This is a genomic window from Streptococcus caledonicus, from assembly GCF_042656225.1.
Taxonomy (GTDB): Bacteria; Bacillota; Bacilli; order Lactobacillales; family Streptococcaceae; genus Streptococcus; species Streptococcus caledonicus.
This window is the reverse complement of record NZ_JBHSOJ010000015.1, coordinates 172,777-188,465: the sequence shown is the minus strand read 5'-3', so window position 1 is coordinate 188,465 and position 15,689 is coordinate 172,777. Positions and strand designations below refer to the sequence as shown.

Genomic DNA, 15,689 nt, shown 5'->3' with positions numbered 1-15,689 from the left:
CCTTTTCTACTAACTCACGTCTGTAATAGCTATTTCTTGCTTTGAGATTGAACAAAGTCTATCACAATATACATTCAATTATCTGCTTTATTCTATCCATCTTACTCTATATCACTATCTGTGTCAAAGAGAGTGACTTCTTCATTATGAAGTTGGATAGAGGAAGCATCCGGTAACTCCTCTAATCGGTTAATTCCAATATAATCTAAGAAATAATCGGTTGTTACATAGAGATTTGGCCGTCCCAATACTTCTTTTTTACCATCCTCTTTTATTAAGTCAAAGGCTTGTAATTTTGAGATAGCACCACTTGAATTAACACCACGAATCTCATCGACCTCTATACGAGTAATCGGTTGTTTATAAGCAATAATAGAAAGCACTTCTAAACTGGCACGCGAGAGACTCTGATTGATTGGTGTACTTGAGTAAAGGCGCAGGAGCTCTGCATGTCTTTCTTTCGTCACCAACTTATAAGTTCTTCCTGTTTCGACAAGACATAGGGCTGATTGATTATCATTGATATATCTTTCGGCTAACTTTTCAAGTTGTTGGGATAAAGCTGACGTCGTTAACTGAGTCAACTCAGTCAACTGCCTCATGCTAAGCCCGTCTTCACCTGCTACAAAAAGCAGAGCTTCAATATTAGCTAAATGGCTCATGACGTTCCTCCTGAAAAATCATCGGGACAAATCGCAACAGAAGGATAATGTGGTAACACCGTCAAATCGGTATCTAAAGGTAAGTCATAGGTAGCTAAATAGTCGTTTGGATACCGTTTTTTAAGCGTAGCCATTTTCTCTAAAATAGCTGTCTCATCTGTTGAAGCATAAACAACTTCCACAACAGCTTCCGTAGGTTCTGCAAAAGCATGTACAATAATTTTAATCATAAGACTCCCCTTTTGTTAAAACAATCTCCCCAAAGTTATCGTCTTGAGATACTTTAACCTTTTGTACTTTGATAAGCTCTAATGTGGCTAAAAAAATCGTGATGACTTCTTGTCTGTCTGTTGCCTGATGAAACAATTCTGACAACATAAGGCGTCCTTTTTGTGCCAATTGGTTTTCCACAAATATCATCAAATCTTCAATACGATAATCATCACGTGAAATTGTAGTGTGGCTACTTCTAATTTCTGCTTGTTTTTTAGCCATAATCTGTGAGAAGGCCAAAAATAAATCTATAGTCGTTCGATCATGATTCAACGTCACATCATCATAAATAAGTTCTTGTTTAGGCTTCGAAAAATGCTGAGCACGCAAGTCATGCTGGGCTGCTAATTCTTGACCGAGAAGTTTATATTTTCGATATTCCTCAATTTGACTCAACAAATCCAACTCAGGATCATCTGCTTCTGGCTCTGTTTCAACAATTTTGGGGAGCAATTTACGACTTTTGATTAACATCAATTGACTTGCCATAAGCATGTATTCACCAGCTACCTCTAGACGCATCGCTTGAAGCGTCTCAATATAGGTTAAATACTGTTCGATGACTTCTACAATCGGAACATCGTAAATATCCATTTCATATTTAGAAACCAGATGAAGTAGAAGATCCAAAGGTCCCTCAAAGTCTTTTAATTTAATATCCATTTTTATAGTATTTTTCTAAGGTTGCTGTGCTTTTTAGTCCTAATTTTTTAGCTAAATCCAAAATAGCAACTCCTGATTTTTGTTGACGCAAAATGTGTTGTTCACGTAATTTTTGAGCCGTTAATTCAGATAAGTCAAGACTATCCAAATAGGCAGATAAAGTGACAAAAAACCATTGACGCGTATAGGTTTTTCCTTTATTTTCAAACAAATAAACTTGTCCGTCCTTCCAATTCAAATAGGGCATCAACCAATCATTAATGGGTAAAATCCTAACTGCTTCTGACTTTTTAACGGTCAAAATCTGAAATTCTTTGTTGATATTTGAAACCTTAAGTTCTGCTATTTCACTTGGTAGTAACCCAAGCTCTAATATAAGTAAGGCAATGAGCTGTCCAGACAAATGTTTCGTTTTTCGGTATAAGCACTCTAAATCAATTAAAGATACTTCTTGTAATGGAACGACTTTTTTTTCTACTGCTTTTAATTTGTAAAAATAGTCGACTTGTCCCTTGTCATATAAGTAGTATAGAAACTGATTAACACTCGAAATTTTACGCTTTTGAGCTGATGGTTTAAGTTCGCTAAGGCTTTCTTGATATAGGCGCAAGCTATAAGCATCTAACCGATCACCAATCTGTGCCACGAATTGCTCCAAATCATAGGCATAGGATTTTCTAGAGTTCTGCGTCAGCTTTTTTTCCGACAAAAAAAGAGAAATATAAGAGACAAAATCAGTCATTGGGATGAATCGTGTAATCCTTTGTAAAATTATGTAATAGGCTGTTGACAGCTTTTAAAATTGATTTTCGGGTAATAATTCCGACGAAAGTTTGCTCGGCATCAACAACCGGTAAGAATGGAAAGTCCACCAATTTATGGAGAACTTCTGTCACATCAGCATCAATAGATACTGTAGAAATCTTGCTATTGGCCATGTGAGCAATATCCGTTTGAGCCATTTCCCAATCTTGCAGACCGTTCTCCGACTGATACCTCATAATATCTGAAAGAGAAATCGTTCCCACATATTTTTTATCCCTTGTAATGACAGGAACACGAGAAAAACCATTGCTTGCAAGAAGTAATAAAACGTGATCAGCATTGTGGGTGTCCACAAAAATGGCAACTTCTTCTGCTGGTGTCAAATAAGTCTCTAACTGCCCCTTTAAAAAAACTTCAAATTCTTTTGCAATCATCGTGAAAATTCCTTTGATAATCCTTCAAAAAGCGTGTGGTTAAGGCGATAAAAATCAACAACAATCTTATCATCTGTCACCGTTACTTTAGCATAAAGTTTCTCAGATACTTCGCCTCTCGGTTGTAGAACAGAGCCAGGATTGATAAAAACAATTTTACCTTCCTGCCAGGCCGATGCTCTATGTAAGTGTCCATATAAGCAAATATCAGCACCTGCTTCTTGAGCAAATAAATCTAAACGATCCCACATAAAGTTGATATGATAAAGGTGACCATGTGTCTGTACAATCGTCAGATTTGAAAAATGCGTCACTCGACTCTCTTCATAACCAGAATCATAATCACAATTTCCACATACCACCGATATCCCATTCCAGATAGGATCCTTGGACTCTAATTCAGAATCACCATTATGGAAAATGGCATCAACTTTTCCTAAATAGTAATGCTTAATGTTTTCGACGACTTGCCTGTCGCCATGAGAATCGCTCATCACAATTAATGTGTATTCAGCCATGTTGGAAAGACCTCCATGAGTTTTTTGACCGCTAAACCGCGGTGGGATTGTTCATTTTTTTCATCAGAAGAAAGCTGGGCAGCGGTACGGCCAGTTTCACCAACTAAGAAAAGTGGGTCGTAACCAAAGCCATTGTCTCCTTGAGCTTGCATCCCAATATAGCCTGGCCACTCAGCCTCAACAACCAAAGACTCCTTATCAGGACTTGCAACAACTAAACAGCAATGAAATTGGGCAGTTCTGTCACTTTGATTAAAAACCATTTGTAATTCATGTAATAATTTTGCATTATTTTTTGCATCTGTCGCATCTGGTCCAGAAAAACGTGCTGACCAAACACCTGGTAAACCACCCAACGCATCAACCTTAAGGCCTGAATCGTCAGCTAAGACCATTTTACCAGTTAATTTAGCAATTGTCTCTGCTTTCAAACGTGCATTAGCTTCAAAAGTGGTTCCAGTCTCTTCAACATCTGGTAAATCTGGGTAATCATTTAGATTTTCAACCTTAATCCCCATCTTGTCAAAGCATTGACGAAACTCTTTGGTTTTTCCTTCGTTTTTCGTAGCTATTAAAAGCGTATCCCCAAAGCCTGTATCAGATTGACCAAAGAAGTCTTTCAAAGACACACCATTTGTTGACACATAAACAGAGTAAAGCTTTTCCCCTTCGATGATAAGAACAGTTCCTTTATGATGGGCTACTCTAAATTGACGGTCATTTAGGTCATTTAAAATCTCTAGGGCAAACTGAATCAGCTGAACATCTGATTGTAGTCTGATGACCTCAATAGCTACACATTGATTAAAATCATCTTCATACCTTGGAAAAATCAATTGATCCAACTGATGAGCAAGCCGAGAAATATCCTGTTCTCTCCCATTCTCTCCAAAACTAGAAAACATATTGGCGAAAGAACCTTTTCCGATAAACCAATTATTGTCATCTTTATATTCATAAATTTTTTCTGTCATTGCTCCACGTGCTCCATATTGTTATTTTTATTTGTATTCAAGAAATTTTTCAACATTGATACCATTTTTAGGCAAATAGAAGTAACTAATTAGATTTTCTTCCACAACTAACACTGCACCTTGCCACTTCTTTACTGCTAATGAACGTTCTGTTTTGTCTTTAATCATATTAACAATAAAAGTGATAGAGTCACTATCAGATTCTTGGATGACAACATAGACTTGAAACTTCGAAATCTCCAGAGCCACCAGCAAGCTAGTATAAAGCCTACGAAGGCTCTTTAAAATCATCATCTCCAACACAAGTAAAATGAGTAAAATCATCCCATTTTCCAATATACCCAGTCAGTTTTTGTCCAATACTTGTTGAGTTGTCTCATTATAAATTCACATGCTCCACATGAATTTCTTGCCCTAGCCAATTTTCAGCGATTTCTTTAAATGTGGCCACGCCAGCGGTGGTGAAAAAACGATGTCTCTCCATAGCAACCTCTCGACTGTGATTGAGTTGAAAATAATTAAGAAGAACTGATACATCACGGATACATTCTGCTCCGCTATCAATCAATTTCACCTGATTTCCCATAACATTTTGGATAATTGGCCGTAAAAGCGGGTAGTGTGTGCACCCCAAAACTAGGGTATCTATTTTCCCCACTAAAGGTTCTAAGGTCTCGTAGACGATTTTCTTAGCAAGACTCGAAGAGGCTTCATTTGATTCTACAATGGGAACAAATTTGGGACAAGCAAGACTTGTCACAGACATTTGTGGTGATAACTGATGAATCTTTTCTCTATAAATGTCTGAGGTAATTGTCATTGGCGTACCAATGATTCCTATTTTTCCTGATGTCGTTGATTTAATAGCAGCACTCGAACCAGGTAAAATCACTCCAAGAACAGGAATATCTAAGGCATTCTTAACTTCTTCCCAAGCTACAGCAGTCGCGGTATTACAAGCAAAAACAATCATTTTGACATTTTGGGTCAATAGAAAATGAACCAGTTCCCAAGTATATTCCCTTATTTGATCAGCAGGCCTCGGTCCATAAGGAGCACGTGCTGAATCTCCGATATAAACAATTTCTTCGTGTGGCAATTGACGCATCAGTTCGCGAACAACCGTCAAACCACCAACACCTGAGTCTAAAAAACCAATTGGTCGATTATCCATAGTTATTTTTCCTAATTTTTTCAATTAGATACATTTCCCCTAATACTAATTCAAATTCAAAAATTATTTTTTGTTTCTTTCTAAAAAAGTGAGGACACTGCCAAGGTATAGGAGACCTTTGAAGGTGAGAAATAAGACGAACAGAGTTCGTCACAATCATTAAGGTCTGGTGGACCTTTTGAAGTAGGAAATAAAGCTAACGAAGTTAGCATTAAAACCTCCTTCTGAGTGCCATTACTAGATTTGAGCCTAACCATACTTGTCGGCTACTTGACTGCATCCATTCTGCCTAATCATCCTAGCGAGAGAACGACTACGACATTGATTCTCAATTCCTGTAGTTCTTACCAAAGTCCGTTCTTATCACGAGAAAACTCTGAGCTCTTTTATTTCTCAGCGACAAGGAAATTTCACTGATAAAAGTACCACTATGGCGAAAGAAACGTTTTATCATTACTACGTTCATTAATCCACCAATGACATTAGAGATTCCAAAATGCTAATTTTAATTTTGAATGAGTATCAATTTGCCTACAAAAATTTACAAAGAAAAGGAACGGGAATCCCACTCCCACTCCCTATCTCTTATTTTTTCTTTTTGTTAGCTGCTGCTTTTGAATGTTTAATGATATTGCGATAAGCTTGTTGAACTTTAGCCTCGCTCGGCTTTTGCCCCATTTGACTCATCATCTCACGGACTACATTAACATCCAAACGTGGATTTTCAGAAAATTCTTTTTCAACCTGTTTGCGCAAGATATAACCACCTGCAAACATACCGCCTCCAAAAGCTACTACTAATAATAAAATCCAAAGAAATGTATTCATAATGATTCCTATTCTCTCTAAATATTTTTACTGTCATATTATAGCATTTTTAAGGTAAAATGACAACGAGAAAAAGCATCTCTAAACAATACAAGAACGAAGAAATTGCATAACAAACTTACTAAGATATCACTATTTTCTAACCACATCCAATTTTGATTGTTTTATGATGTTTACATGTTATTATGAGTAGTCTTGCATTTTTATCATTAATGATAACAGATTATCATCATAATAATCACCCTTTTACGAAAATACATTATCTAAAAGCAACAATTTCTTCATGCCTAGCGTAATATTTCGATCTTTATCTTCCTAGGTACTAACTATTTCTAAAAATGTTTCAATAAGCAACATTGAAAATCATTTATATGAGCCACTTGCGTCTCTGAAATGTAGCAAAACTAGCTAAGACCTTAACCTAACTTCACCTAGTGATAATCCATCCGTATCTAGGCCCTGTAACTCTTGAAATATTCTCTTTTCTTTCGGTAAGCAATATAAAGCTGCGCCGCCATTGGCACCCATAGGAGAGGCTCACATAAAATCACACCTAGGTAACCAAGTTTCGGAATAATAAACACTACAAAAATAATTTTGCCAAACAATTCAATAAAACTAGAAATTAAAGGTAATCTCTTGAAGCCAAGTCCCTGCAAACTATTCCGTAAAACAAACAACAACCCTAGAATTGGGTAAAAAGGTGTCGTCAAACGAATATAGAGCTGAGAAGCAGAAAGAAGTTCTGTTTGATTAGAACCTGAAATTAAAATGGTTAGTCCTTTACCAGCAAAAGCGAGGAAGAGGAAAGCAAATATCGCCCAAATCACAACAACCAAAGAAGCCCTTTTTATTCCTTTTATAATCCTTTCGTATTGACGTGCTCCAAAATTTTGTGACGCAAAAGTTGCCATAGCTGATGCTGTTGCTGTCATTGGCATAATAAAGAAGGCTTGAATGCGTCGAGCAGTCACTTGCGCACCTATAATATAAACTCCCAAACCATTGATTGCCGTTTGTAGGATAACTGTTCCAATAGAAACAATAGAAAACATCAATCCCATTGACATTCCTTGGCCTAACATATCACGATACAAGTTTTTATCAATTCGAAAATGATTTCTTTTAGGAATCAATAATTGACGTTTTTGATAGATATAAGTCCAACAAAGAACCGTTGATAGCGCCTGAGCAATCAATGTCGCAATACTTGCCCCCTTTATACCCATTTGAAAAGGCCCAACAAAAAGCCAGTCCAATCCAATATTAAGAACAGCAGAGAAAACAAGAATATACAGTGCCGTTAAACTATCACCAATCGCTCTTAGCAAGGCCGCCCCCAAATTATAAGAAACAGTAATAAGCAATCCAGATAAAATAAGGATAATATAATGATAGGCTTGGTGGATTATATTATCTGGAGTTCCTAAGATTTGTAAAAGAGGATACAATCCAATCCATCCCAAAACCGTGAAAAATAAAGCAACCATAAAACCTATTGTAATCGAAGCAGCAACAGATTTTTTTAGCATAACATCATCTTTAGCACCAAAATAGCGAGCAATTACAATCCCCATACCATTTGTAATCCCTATAGTAAAGCCAATAATTAATTCAAAAACGGCAGCCGTCGACCCTACTGCGGCTAACGCATTTTCACCTAAAAAATTTCCAACAATCATTGTATCGGTCGTATTATACAATTGTTGAAAAATATTAGATACCATTATCGGCCAAGCAAAAGCTAAAATAACCTTTAAAACGGAACCTTTTGTTAAATCAAGACCTGAATTTTTCATTTTATCACTCAAAGAAACCTTAAATTATCGAGAGAATCATTCCCTAGACACTAGTCTCTGCTTCAGCTTTTCCAAAAGCTGAAAATCCTTTCTATGTTAGAGTAGGTATAACTAATCTTACACGTGTAAAAACCACGTTAGCACGCGGTTTCCATATTATTTTTCAAAATCAAACCCATATAAAGTTGCAAAATAATCATCGGGTCTCTCAGCACGTCGGATTAATCTGGCAGTCCCATTTTCCTGATAGAGAATTTCTGCCGAACGTAATCTAGCATTATACTGATACCCCATTGAAAAGCCGTGGGCTCCTGTATCATGAATGACTAAGGTATCTCCTACACGAGCCTCTGGTAATCCACGTTGTTTCGCAAACTTATCATTATTTTCACAAAGAGAGCCTACCACATCGACAACTTCTATTTTTCCATTAGGATTTGTCATATTGGTAATGTGATGGTAAGACCCATACATTGCTGGACGCAACAAATTTACAGCTGATGCGTCAACGCCAACATAATCCCGATAGGTTTTCTTGCGGTGGAGAACCTTTGTCACTAAAAGGCCGTGAGGAGCTAGCATAAAACGACCAAGCTCTGTGAAAATCTTAATATGACCAAGACCAGCTGGGATTAACACTTCATCAAAAACCTCGTGCACACCTTTACCGATAATGGCAATATCATTCGCCACCTCCTCGGGACGATAGTTGACACCAATACCGCCAGATAGGTTTATAAAACTAAGTTCTACACCTGTTTTTTCCTTGATTTCAACAGCAAGGGTAAAAAGCTGACGCGCCAATTCAGGATAGTAATCATTTGTAACCGTATTTGAAGCCAAGAAGGAATGAATACCAAACTCCTTAACACCATAAGCTTCCAAATCTTTGAAGCCCTGAATCAACTGGTCATGGGTCATCCCAAATTTTGATTCTTCAGGATTATCCATAATCTCTGTTCCCAGAGCAAAAACGCCACCTGGATTATAGCGAAGCGACACAGTCTCTGGTAGTCCTGCTGTTTCTTTCAGAAACGCAATCATCTCATAGGCATCTAGATTAATGGTAGCCCCAATTTCTCGAGCATAGGCATATTCACGCGCAGGAGTATTGTTAGAGGAGAACATAATGTCCGTAAAACCAAGTTTCCGGCTCATTAGTAACTCGACTTCAGTTGCGCAGTCAACACCACAATTTTCCTCTTGCAAAATCTTTAAAATCGCAGGGGTTGGGGTCGCCTTAACTGCAAAATATTCTTTAAATCCCTTATTCCAGGCAAAGGCTTTGTTTAAAGCACGTGCTTTTTCACGAATTCCTTTTTCATCATATAAATGGAAAGGAGTTGGAAATTGTGCTGTAATAGTTTCTAATTCACTAGCAGAAATAAAAGGTACCTTCATGCTTTATCCTCTAATTTTCAAAATATTATGACTATTTTAACATGAAAATTTATTTATGACTAGTATTATATCTATTCAAACACAACATACACAGTGAGGAGAAGATATTTCTTTCACCATGATGGTATTCTTATCAGTCAAACTATTTGAAGGAGGCTTTGTTGCTGACCTCGTCAGCTTTATTTCACATTTCTAAATGTCTCCCAAACCTTTGGAGCCCCCCTACTACATAAACTGTCCAAAATTTGTGAATACAAGTTATCAGATTTTGATTTTAAATGAGCATAAAATAGTCATGTTTAAAATGAGTAAAATAGACTAAAAATGATAAACACCCTGAAAAACAGAGTGTTTAGATTTATTTGAACACTATTACTTCTCACCTTTATGACGAATGGTGAATCCTGACCCTGAATTGTTTAATTTGTCAGCGTTTTTAAAGTCACTACCACGACGGGTTTTACGTTTAAAGTCACTGCGTCCATTACCATCATGGGTATCACGACGTTTGCCTCCGCGGTAGTCCTCTCGATCATCTCGACGACGATCACGTCCTCCACGACGGTCATTATCACGGCCATTACGATTACGATCACGATTCCCACGACCATTTTTACCAGAATTTTTATTGCCATGACCACCACCAACATATTTGAATGGTAATGGTTTTTCACGAGCAATTTCAACTTCTGGGAGAGAATCTGGATCTTGAACTGTTAAGCTAAAAATGTAAAGGGCAAGTTCTTCAGGTGTAAATTCTTGAGCTAATTTGACAGCATCAGCTTTGAACTTATCGAAGTTTTGACGAAGGCTCTCATCTGCAAAATCACGTTCAATTTTCTTAAGTGCTACTTTTTTCTTAGCTTGGAAAGCTTCTTCAGAGGTTGCTGGTTTTAAACCAGTCATGCGCTTTTTCGTCAAGTTTTCAATGATAGCCAAGTACCCCATCTCATTTGGTGAGACAAAAGTAATTGATTGACCAGATTTCCCAGCACGGCCTGTACGTCCGATACGGTGAACATAGCTCTCTGGATCTTGTGGGATATCGTAGTTATAGACATGTGTAACACCTGAAATATCCAAGCCACGCGCTGCTACATCAGTTGCTACTAAGATATCAATCTGATCATTTTTAAAGTCACGGATAACACGAAGGCGTTTGTTTTGATCTAGATCACCGTGAATACCTTCTGCACGGAATCCACGAATTTTAAGACCACGTGTCAACTCATCCACACGTCGCTTGGTACGACCAAAGACAATTGATAGTTCAGGCTGATCAACATCCATCAGACGTGTCATGGTATCAAATTTTTCTTGTTCTTTGACGCGAACATAATACTGATCTACATTAACATTGGTCAATTCTTTTGCCTTGATTTTAACGTGTTCAGGATTTTTCATGAACTTAATCCCAATTTGTTTGATTGGTTCAGGCATAGTTGCTGAAAATAGCAAGGTTTGACGTTCTTCTGGAACACGGTTAATAATCGCTTCAATATCTTCCAAGAAGCCCATGTTAAGCATTTCATCAGCCTCATCAAGAATCAAGGTCTCCACATCTTGTAATTTCAAGGCTTTGCGTTTAATCAAGTCAAGCAAACGTCCGGGTGTTCCGACAACGATATGGGCACCTGATTTGAGAGCTTTAATCTGTTTCTCAATACTCGAACCACCATAAACGGAACGTACTTTTACGCCTTTATCACGACCAAAACGAAAGAGTTCTTCTTGAGATTGAACAGCCAACTCACGTGTCGGAGCAATGACAAGTGCTTGAATGGTATTTTCTGCTGTCCGAATTTTATTTAAGGTTGGTAAACCAAAAGCAGCTGTTTTTCCAGTCCCCGTTTGGGCTTGACCAATAACATCTTTCCCTTCAAGAGCGAGTGGAATAGTCAACTCTTGAATTGGAGATGGTGTCTCAAAACCAGCAGTAACAACAGCTGATTGAATATCAGCGGATAAGTTTAATTCAGTAAATTTCAATTGTTTCTCTTTTCTAAAAACGGTGCGAAGCCGTCTTATATAACTTATTTTGTGCAGACCTACTCTGCACGGTTTGTCGTCTTGATTAACAACTTATCTAGTGTAACACAATCACTTCTAAAATGATAGGAAAGTGCCGTATTTTTTTCATAAACACGTTTTCACACAAAAAATAATGGCTAATAGGAATTTCTTTTGCTTAATATAACGTATTCAAATGGTAAGTTTCTCTGTTTCCCCCTTTTTTCTACAATTTAAAAAGAGCTAAAAATTGACTTTCTAGCTCTTCTTGTAAACTATTTAGCATGTGCTGCAGATTGATTACCTGCTTGGCGACCAAAGATGATAATATCGGCCACGGCATTACCACCGATACGGTTTTGTCCGTGAATACCACCTGTTACTTCACCAGCGGCATAGAGACCTGGAATAGCTTTTCCTTCTTTATTTAACACTTCAGTGTTAGTGTTAATTTTCAAACCACCCATTGTGTGGTGAATACCTGGTGACACTTTAATCGCATAGTATGGTGCTTCAGAAAGAGCATTGTCCATACCTGTTGTACGACCAAAGGCTGCATCTGATTTATCAGCTACGGCTTTATTCCATGTGTCAAGTGTTGTTTTAAGTGTCGCACCATCAATGTCAATAGCTTTCGCTAAATCTTCGATTGTTTTTGCTTCCACAACAAGACCTTTTTCAACATATTGGTTAATCGCTTTTACACGTCCACGAAGGGCATTATCAAAGATAACATAAGCATAATTAGGATCGAGTCCATTAATCGCTGCAGAAACATTATCACGTGTTTCTAATTCATTAACAAAGCGCTCACCTTTTGAGTTTATAAGAATAGCACCTTCACCACGAACAGCTTCAGTGATAAGATATGCTGTTTTTTGTTCTACTGATGGGTGAATTTGAATTTGATCCAAATCAACAGTTGCTGCACCTTCAGATTCTGCAAGCGCAATACCATCACCTGTTGAACCTTCTTGGTTTGTTGAAACGTAACCTTTCAATTCTGGTTTGAATTTTGTGACCATGTCCATATTGGCACCAAAACCACCTGTTGCAAGGACTACAGACTTGGCTGTAACTGTTTTTTCTTTACCAGCAACTTTAACTTTAACGCCAGTTACTGCACCGTCTTTATCAGTTAATTCAGTTACATCAGCATTAACAAATGTAGGGATTTTACGCTCCGTAACGTTAGCATAAAGGCCATCCACAAGGTATTGACCTACTGCAGATCCGTCTGTTGGACGGTGTGTACGTGTAACGCTCATACCACCAGTTGTTGTGATATTATCAAGTGTGATTCCCATACCATCAAGCCAATCAATAGCTGACGCAGAATTATCAACAAAGTAACGAAGTAATTCCGTATCGTTTGTTCCTTTACCACCTTTAAGGCTCTCTTCATAGAACAAATCATTTTTATCTTCAATACCTTGTGCCTTTTGGAATTTTGTTTCAGAAGCGTTCATACCAGCAGATGATTTGGACGTATTTCCTCCAATAACAGGCATTTTTTCAAAAATTGCTACGTTAGCTCCAGCATCCTTAGCTGAAATTGCTGCCGCCATACCAGCACCACCTGAACCAATAACAACGACATCGTAGCTATCTTTCAATTCTTTTGGATCTGTATAAGATTTTTCTGAAGCACCAGAAACGACTTCTTCTTTTTTAGCTTCAGTTGTTGTTTCTGTTTCTTTAGCAGCTTTTGATCCGCCACAAGCAACTAAAACCATCGCAAATAGACTTAGGAAAAAGCCTAAAACAAGTTTCTTTTTCATCAAATATAGACTCCTTTCAAAACTTTGTGATGAAACTTACAATACCATTATAACCCAAAATCAAATTCTATGAAACCCCTTTTGTTCTTTTTTTCACATTTATCTCAAACTAGTCTATCAAGTGCCCCTCACTATCTTATTAGCAAGGGCGAATATCATAATATTTAGATAAACTTTTGTAGTGGAAAATAAGATTTCATAGCTAAAATTTCGTTCTATTTGGCTATCGTAAAACCCTCGCTAGGAACTAGCAAGGGCTTTATTTAAATAGAATTTATAATGATATCTCGTCAAGAGAAGACATTATTATTTTTTAGCAAATTCTGCTGCTTTTGTACCTGCTTGGCGACCAAAGATAACGATATCTGCTACGGCATTACCACCCATACGGTTGTTACCGTGAACACCTCCTGTAACTTCACCAGCAGCATATAGGCCTGGAATAGCTGAGCCATCTTCTTTCAATACTTCTGTGTTTGTATTGATTTTCAAACCACCCATGGTGTGGTGAATACCTGGTGAGACTTTGATTGCATAGTATGGCGCTTTAGACATATCACGGTCCATACCTGTTTTACGACCAAATTCTGGGTCGTTTTTGTCTGCAACGTATTTGTTCCAGTTTTCAACTGTTGTTTTCAAGTTAGCGGCATCAACATCGATAGCTTTAGCTAATTCTTCAACAGTTTCAGCTTTGACAGTCATACCTTTTTCTTCGTAAGTGTCAATTGATTTTGAATGTTCACGAAGTCCTTGGTCAAAGACAACATAAGCATATTGTTCTGGAAGTTTGTTGATTGCAGCAGAAACGTTATCACGTGTTTCCATTTCAGTGTAGAAACGTTTTCCTTGAGCGTTGACAAGAATAGCACCTTCACCACGAATAGCCTCAGAAACGAGGAATGGTTCTTTTCCTTCTTCTTGGTAAACGGTTGGGTGAATTTGAATTTGCTCTAATTGAACAGTTGCTGCACCCAATTTTTTAGCAAGTTCAATACCATCACCAGTTGCTCCTTCGTGGTTAGTTGTCACATAGCCTTTCAATTCAGACTTCAATTCTGTAATCATATCCATGTTAGCACCAAAACCACCAGCGGCGTCTACAACTGCTTTAGCTGAGATTGTTTTGCCTTTACCTTCAACAGTGACCTTGATACCTGCCGCAACACCATCTTTTTCAATGATTTCTGTAACATCTGCATTTACAAAGATTGGAATCTTATTTTCCACCAAGTTATTGTAAAGACCATTAACAAGGTAGCCACCTACTGCTGATCCATCTGCTGGACGGTGAATACGTGCTTTTGAGAAACCTCCTGAGAAACTGATATCGCTAAGTGTAATACCAATGCTATCCAACCAGTCAATAGCTTCTGCTGAGTTATCAACCATGTAACGAAGCAATTCTGGATCGTTGGTACCTTTACCACCTTTCAAACTTTCTTCATAAAAAAGATCATTTGTATCATCGATATTTTGTTCTTTTTGGAACTTGGTTTCAGAAGCGTTCATTCCTCCAGAAGATTTAGAGGTATTTCCCCCGATAACAGGCATTTTTTCAAAAATAGCAACGCTTGCGCCACCTTGTTTGGCAGCGATGGCCGCAGACATTCCAGCACCACCTGAACCGATAACCACAACATCATAGCTGTCTTTTAATTCTTTAGGATTAGTGTATTCTTTAGCAGATGCACCTGAAACCACTTCTTCTTTTTTAGCTTCTGTTGTTGTCTCAGCAGCCTTTTCAGACTTACCTCCACAAGCTACTAAAAACAAGGCAGCTAACAGGCTCATGACAAAGCCTAACCAATATTTCTTTTTCATCTAAATTTCCTTTCTTATTTTTATAGATGAATACACTTACATTGTATAATTTTTCACAACTTTTAACAAGATTATTTTAGACATTTTTCACAAACTTTTCTAAAAAAACAAAAAAAGAACAACATTAGAGTTGCTCTAATCATAGATTTTAGTTATCTCAGTACAGCTTCTGCTAAGGCTTGTTGAATTTCCACAACATTACGGTCGCTCTTAAATTGTAAGATTTCTGCTGGTTCAACAGCGGATGAAATCCAAATTTTTAGCTCCGCATCTAAATCAAAATGCCCTGATGTTTCAACCGTAAAACGTGAAATCGAACGGTAGGGAATAGACTTATAAGACGTTTTCTTCCCTGTCACGCCCTGCTTGTCTACCAAAATCAAGCGTTTCTCAGTAAAAACAATCAAGTCTCGGACCAAGGAGTAAGCCAAAGTGACCTGTTCACCAGGAATCAAAATATCCTCCAGCTGTCGTTCAACCTTATCGTTATCTTTTTGTGAAGCATTGCCAATCATTCCAGAAAAAATTCCCATTTTAAAGTACTCTTCCCTTCTAACTTGCATATTTTAAAGTGTTTTCTATA

Annotated in this window: 16 protein-coding genes; all 16 read right to left on the bottom strand. The window is 37.6% G+C overall.

Features of this window, described 5'->3' with window-relative positions:
* Positions 1–101 precede the first annotated feature (101 nt).
* Complete coding sequence (scpB, locus tag ACFPQ3_RS02735; protein WP_156806497.1) at positions 102–662, bottom strand: SMC-Scp complex subunit ScpB; 561 nt, start codon at positions 660–662, stop codon at positions 102–104.
* Positions 659–892 carry a phosphoribosylaminoimidazole carboxylase gene (locus ACFPQ3_RS02730; RefSeq protein WP_156806496.1) on the bottom strand — a complete coding sequence of 78 codons (234 nt, stop codon included), beginning with the start codon at positions 890–892 and terminating at the stop codon, positions 659–661. Before ACFPQ3_RS02730 ends, scpB begins: the two co-directional genes overlap by 4 nt.
* On the bottom strand, positions 885–1,598 hold the full coding sequence (locus tag ACFPQ3_RS02725) for a segregation/condensation protein A (RefSeq protein WP_156806495.1): 714 nt from the start codon (positions 1,596–1,598) through the stop codon (positions 885–887). The genes ACFPQ3_RS02730 and ACFPQ3_RS02725 overlap by 8 nt, the downstream gene beginning before the upstream one ends.
* Positions 1,588–2,340 (bottom strand): site-specific tyrosine recombinase XerD, encoded by a 753-nt coding sequence (xerD, locus tag ACFPQ3_RS02720; RefSeq protein ID WP_156806494.1) that lies wholly within the window; start codon positions 2,338–2,340, stop codon positions 1,588–1,590. The genes ACFPQ3_RS02725 and xerD overlap by 11 nt, the downstream gene beginning before the upstream one ends.
* Positions 2,333–2,797, bottom strand: coding sequence for a cyclic-di-AMP-binding protein CbpB (gene cbpB, locus ACFPQ3_RS02715; RefSeq protein WP_156806493.1), 465 nt, complete (start codon positions 2,795–2,797; stop codon positions 2,333–2,335). Before cbpB ends, xerD begins: the two co-directional genes overlap by 8 nt.
* Positions 2,794–3,315, bottom strand: coding sequence for a YfcE family phosphodiesterase (locus ACFPQ3_RS02710; protein ID WP_156806492.1), 522 nt, complete (start codon positions 3,313–3,315; stop codon positions 2,794–2,796). Before ACFPQ3_RS02710 ends, cbpB begins: the two co-directional genes overlap by 4 nt.
* Positions 3,297–4,289, bottom strand: coding sequence for a nucleoside-triphosphate diphosphatase (locus ACFPQ3_RS02705; RefSeq protein WP_156806491.1), 993 nt, complete (start codon positions 4,287–4,289; stop codon positions 3,297–3,299). The genes ACFPQ3_RS02710 and ACFPQ3_RS02705 overlap by 19 nt, the downstream gene beginning before the upstream one ends.
* A gap of 27 nt (positions 4,290–4,316) precedes the next feature.
* A complete protein-coding gene (locus ACFPQ3_RS02700; RefSeq protein WP_156806490.1) occupies positions 4,317–4,613 on the bottom strand; it encodes a hypothetical protein in 297 nt (98 codons plus the stop codon).
* Positions 4,614–4,668: 55 nt separating this feature from the next.
* Entirely contained in the window at positions 4,669–5,463 is a 795-nt protein-coding gene (gene racE / locus ACFPQ3_RS02695) for a glutamate racemase (protein WP_156806489.1), read from the bottom strand.
* A gap of 585 nt (positions 5,464–6,048) precedes the next feature.
* The gene (locus ACFPQ3_RS02690) at positions 6,049–6,291 is read right to left on the bottom strand and encodes a YneF family protein (protein ID WP_156806488.1); all 243 of its coding nucleotides are present in this window, start codon (positions 6,289–6,291) and stop codon (positions 6,049–6,051) included.
* Positions 6,292–6,743: 452 nt separating this feature from the next.
* A complete protein-coding gene (locus tag ACFPQ3_RS02685; RefSeq protein ID WP_156806487.1) occupies positions 6,744–8,090 on the bottom strand; it encodes an MATE family efflux transporter in 1,347 nt (448 codons plus the stop codon).
* 156 nt (positions 8,091–8,246) lie between these two features.
* Positions 8,247–9,491: a diaminopimelate decarboxylase gene (locus tag ACFPQ3_RS02680; protein WP_156806486.1), complete on the bottom strand. Its 1,245-nt coding sequence runs from the start codon at positions 9,489–9,491 to the stop codon at positions 8,247–8,249.
* Positions 9,492–9,863: 372 nt separating this feature from the next.
* A complete protein-coding gene (gene cshA / locus ACFPQ3_RS02675) occupies positions 9,864–11,480 on the bottom strand; it encodes a degradosome RNA helicase CshA (RefSeq protein ID WP_156806485.1) in 1,617 nt (538 codons plus the stop codon).
* 296 nt (positions 11,481–11,776) lie between these two features.
* Positions 11,777–13,282: a flavocytochrome c gene (locus ACFPQ3_RS02670; RefSeq protein WP_156806484.1), complete on the bottom strand. Its 1,506-nt coding sequence runs from the start codon at positions 13,280–13,282 to the stop codon at positions 11,777–11,779.
* A 306-nt stretch (positions 13,283–13,588) separates the two neighbouring features.
* Positions 13,589–15,106 (bottom strand): flavocytochrome c, encoded by a 1,518-nt coding sequence (locus ACFPQ3_RS02665; protein WP_156806483.1) that lies wholly within the window; start codon positions 15,104–15,106, stop codon positions 13,589–13,591.
* 152 nt (positions 15,107–15,258) lie between these two features.
* The gene (locus tag ACFPQ3_RS02660; protein ID WP_156806482.1) at positions 15,259–15,639 is read right to left on the bottom strand and encodes a PH domain-containing protein; all 381 of its coding nucleotides are present in this window, start codon (positions 15,637–15,639) and stop codon (positions 15,259–15,261) included.
* Positions 15,640–15,689: the final 50 nt, after the last annotated feature.

What these genes read in the sequence shown, in the direction of transcription:
- scpB (WP_156806497.1), bottom strand. Translation starts at nt 662, where the DNA reads ATGAGCCATTTAGCTAATATTGAAGCTCTGCTTTTTGTAGCAGGTGAA.
- ACFPQ3_RS02730 (WP_156806496.1), bottom strand. Translation starts at nt 892, where the DNA reads ATGATTAAAATTATTGTACATGCTTTTGCAGAACCTACGGAAGCTGTT.
- ACFPQ3_RS02725 (WP_156806495.1), bottom strand. Translation starts at nt 1,598, where the DNA reads ATGGATATTAAATTAAAAGACTTTGAGGGACCTTTGGATCTTCTACTT.
- xerD (WP_156806494.1), bottom strand. Translation starts at nt 2,340, where the DNA reads ATGACTGATTTTGTCTCTTATATTTCTCTTTTTTTGTCGGAAAAAAAG.
- cbpB (WP_156806493.1), bottom strand. Translation starts at nt 2,797, where the DNA reads ATGATTGCAAAAGAATTTGAAGTTTTTTTAAAGGGGCAGTTAGAGACT.
- ACFPQ3_RS02710 (WP_156806492.1), bottom strand. Translation starts at nt 3,315, where the DNA reads ATGGCTGAATACACATTAATTGTGATGAGCGATTCTCATGGCGACAGG.
- ACFPQ3_RS02705 (WP_156806491.1), bottom strand. Translation starts at nt 4,289, where the DNA reads ATGACAGAAAAAATTTATGAATATAAAGATGACAATAATTGGTTTATC.
- ACFPQ3_RS02700 (WP_156806490.1), bottom strand. Translation starts at nt 4,613, where the DNA reads ATGATTTTACTCATTTTACTTGTGTTGGAGATGATGATTTTAAAGAGC.
- racE (WP_156806489.1), bottom strand. Translation starts at nt 5,463, where the DNA reads ATGGATAATCGACCAATTGGTTTTTTAGACTCAGGTGTTGGTGGTTTG.
- ACFPQ3_RS02690 (WP_156806488.1), bottom strand. Translation starts at nt 6,291, where the DNA reads ATGAATACATTTCTTTGGATTTTATTATTAGTAGTAGCTTTTGGAGGC.
- ACFPQ3_RS02685 (WP_156806487.1), bottom strand. Translation starts at nt 8,090, where the DNA reads ATGAAAAATTCAGGTCTTGATTTAACAAAAGGTTCCGTTTTAAAGGTT.
- ACFPQ3_RS02680 (WP_156806486.1), bottom strand. Translation starts at nt 9,491, where the DNA reads ATGAAGGTACCTTTTATTTCTGCTAGTGAATTAGAAACTATTACAGCA.
- ACFPQ3_RS02670 (WP_156806484.1), bottom strand. Translation starts at nt 13,282, where the DNA reads ATGAAAAAGAAACTTGTTTTAGGCTTTTTCCTAAGTCTATTTGCGATG.
- ACFPQ3_RS02665 (WP_156806483.1), bottom strand. Translation starts at nt 15,106, where the DNA reads ATGAAAAAGAAATATTGGTTAGGCTTTGTCATGAGCCTGTTAGCTGCC.
- ACFPQ3_RS02660 (WP_156806482.1), bottom strand. Translation starts at nt 15,639, where the DNA reads ATGGGAATTTTTTCTGGAATGATTGGCAATGCTTCACAAAAAGATAAC.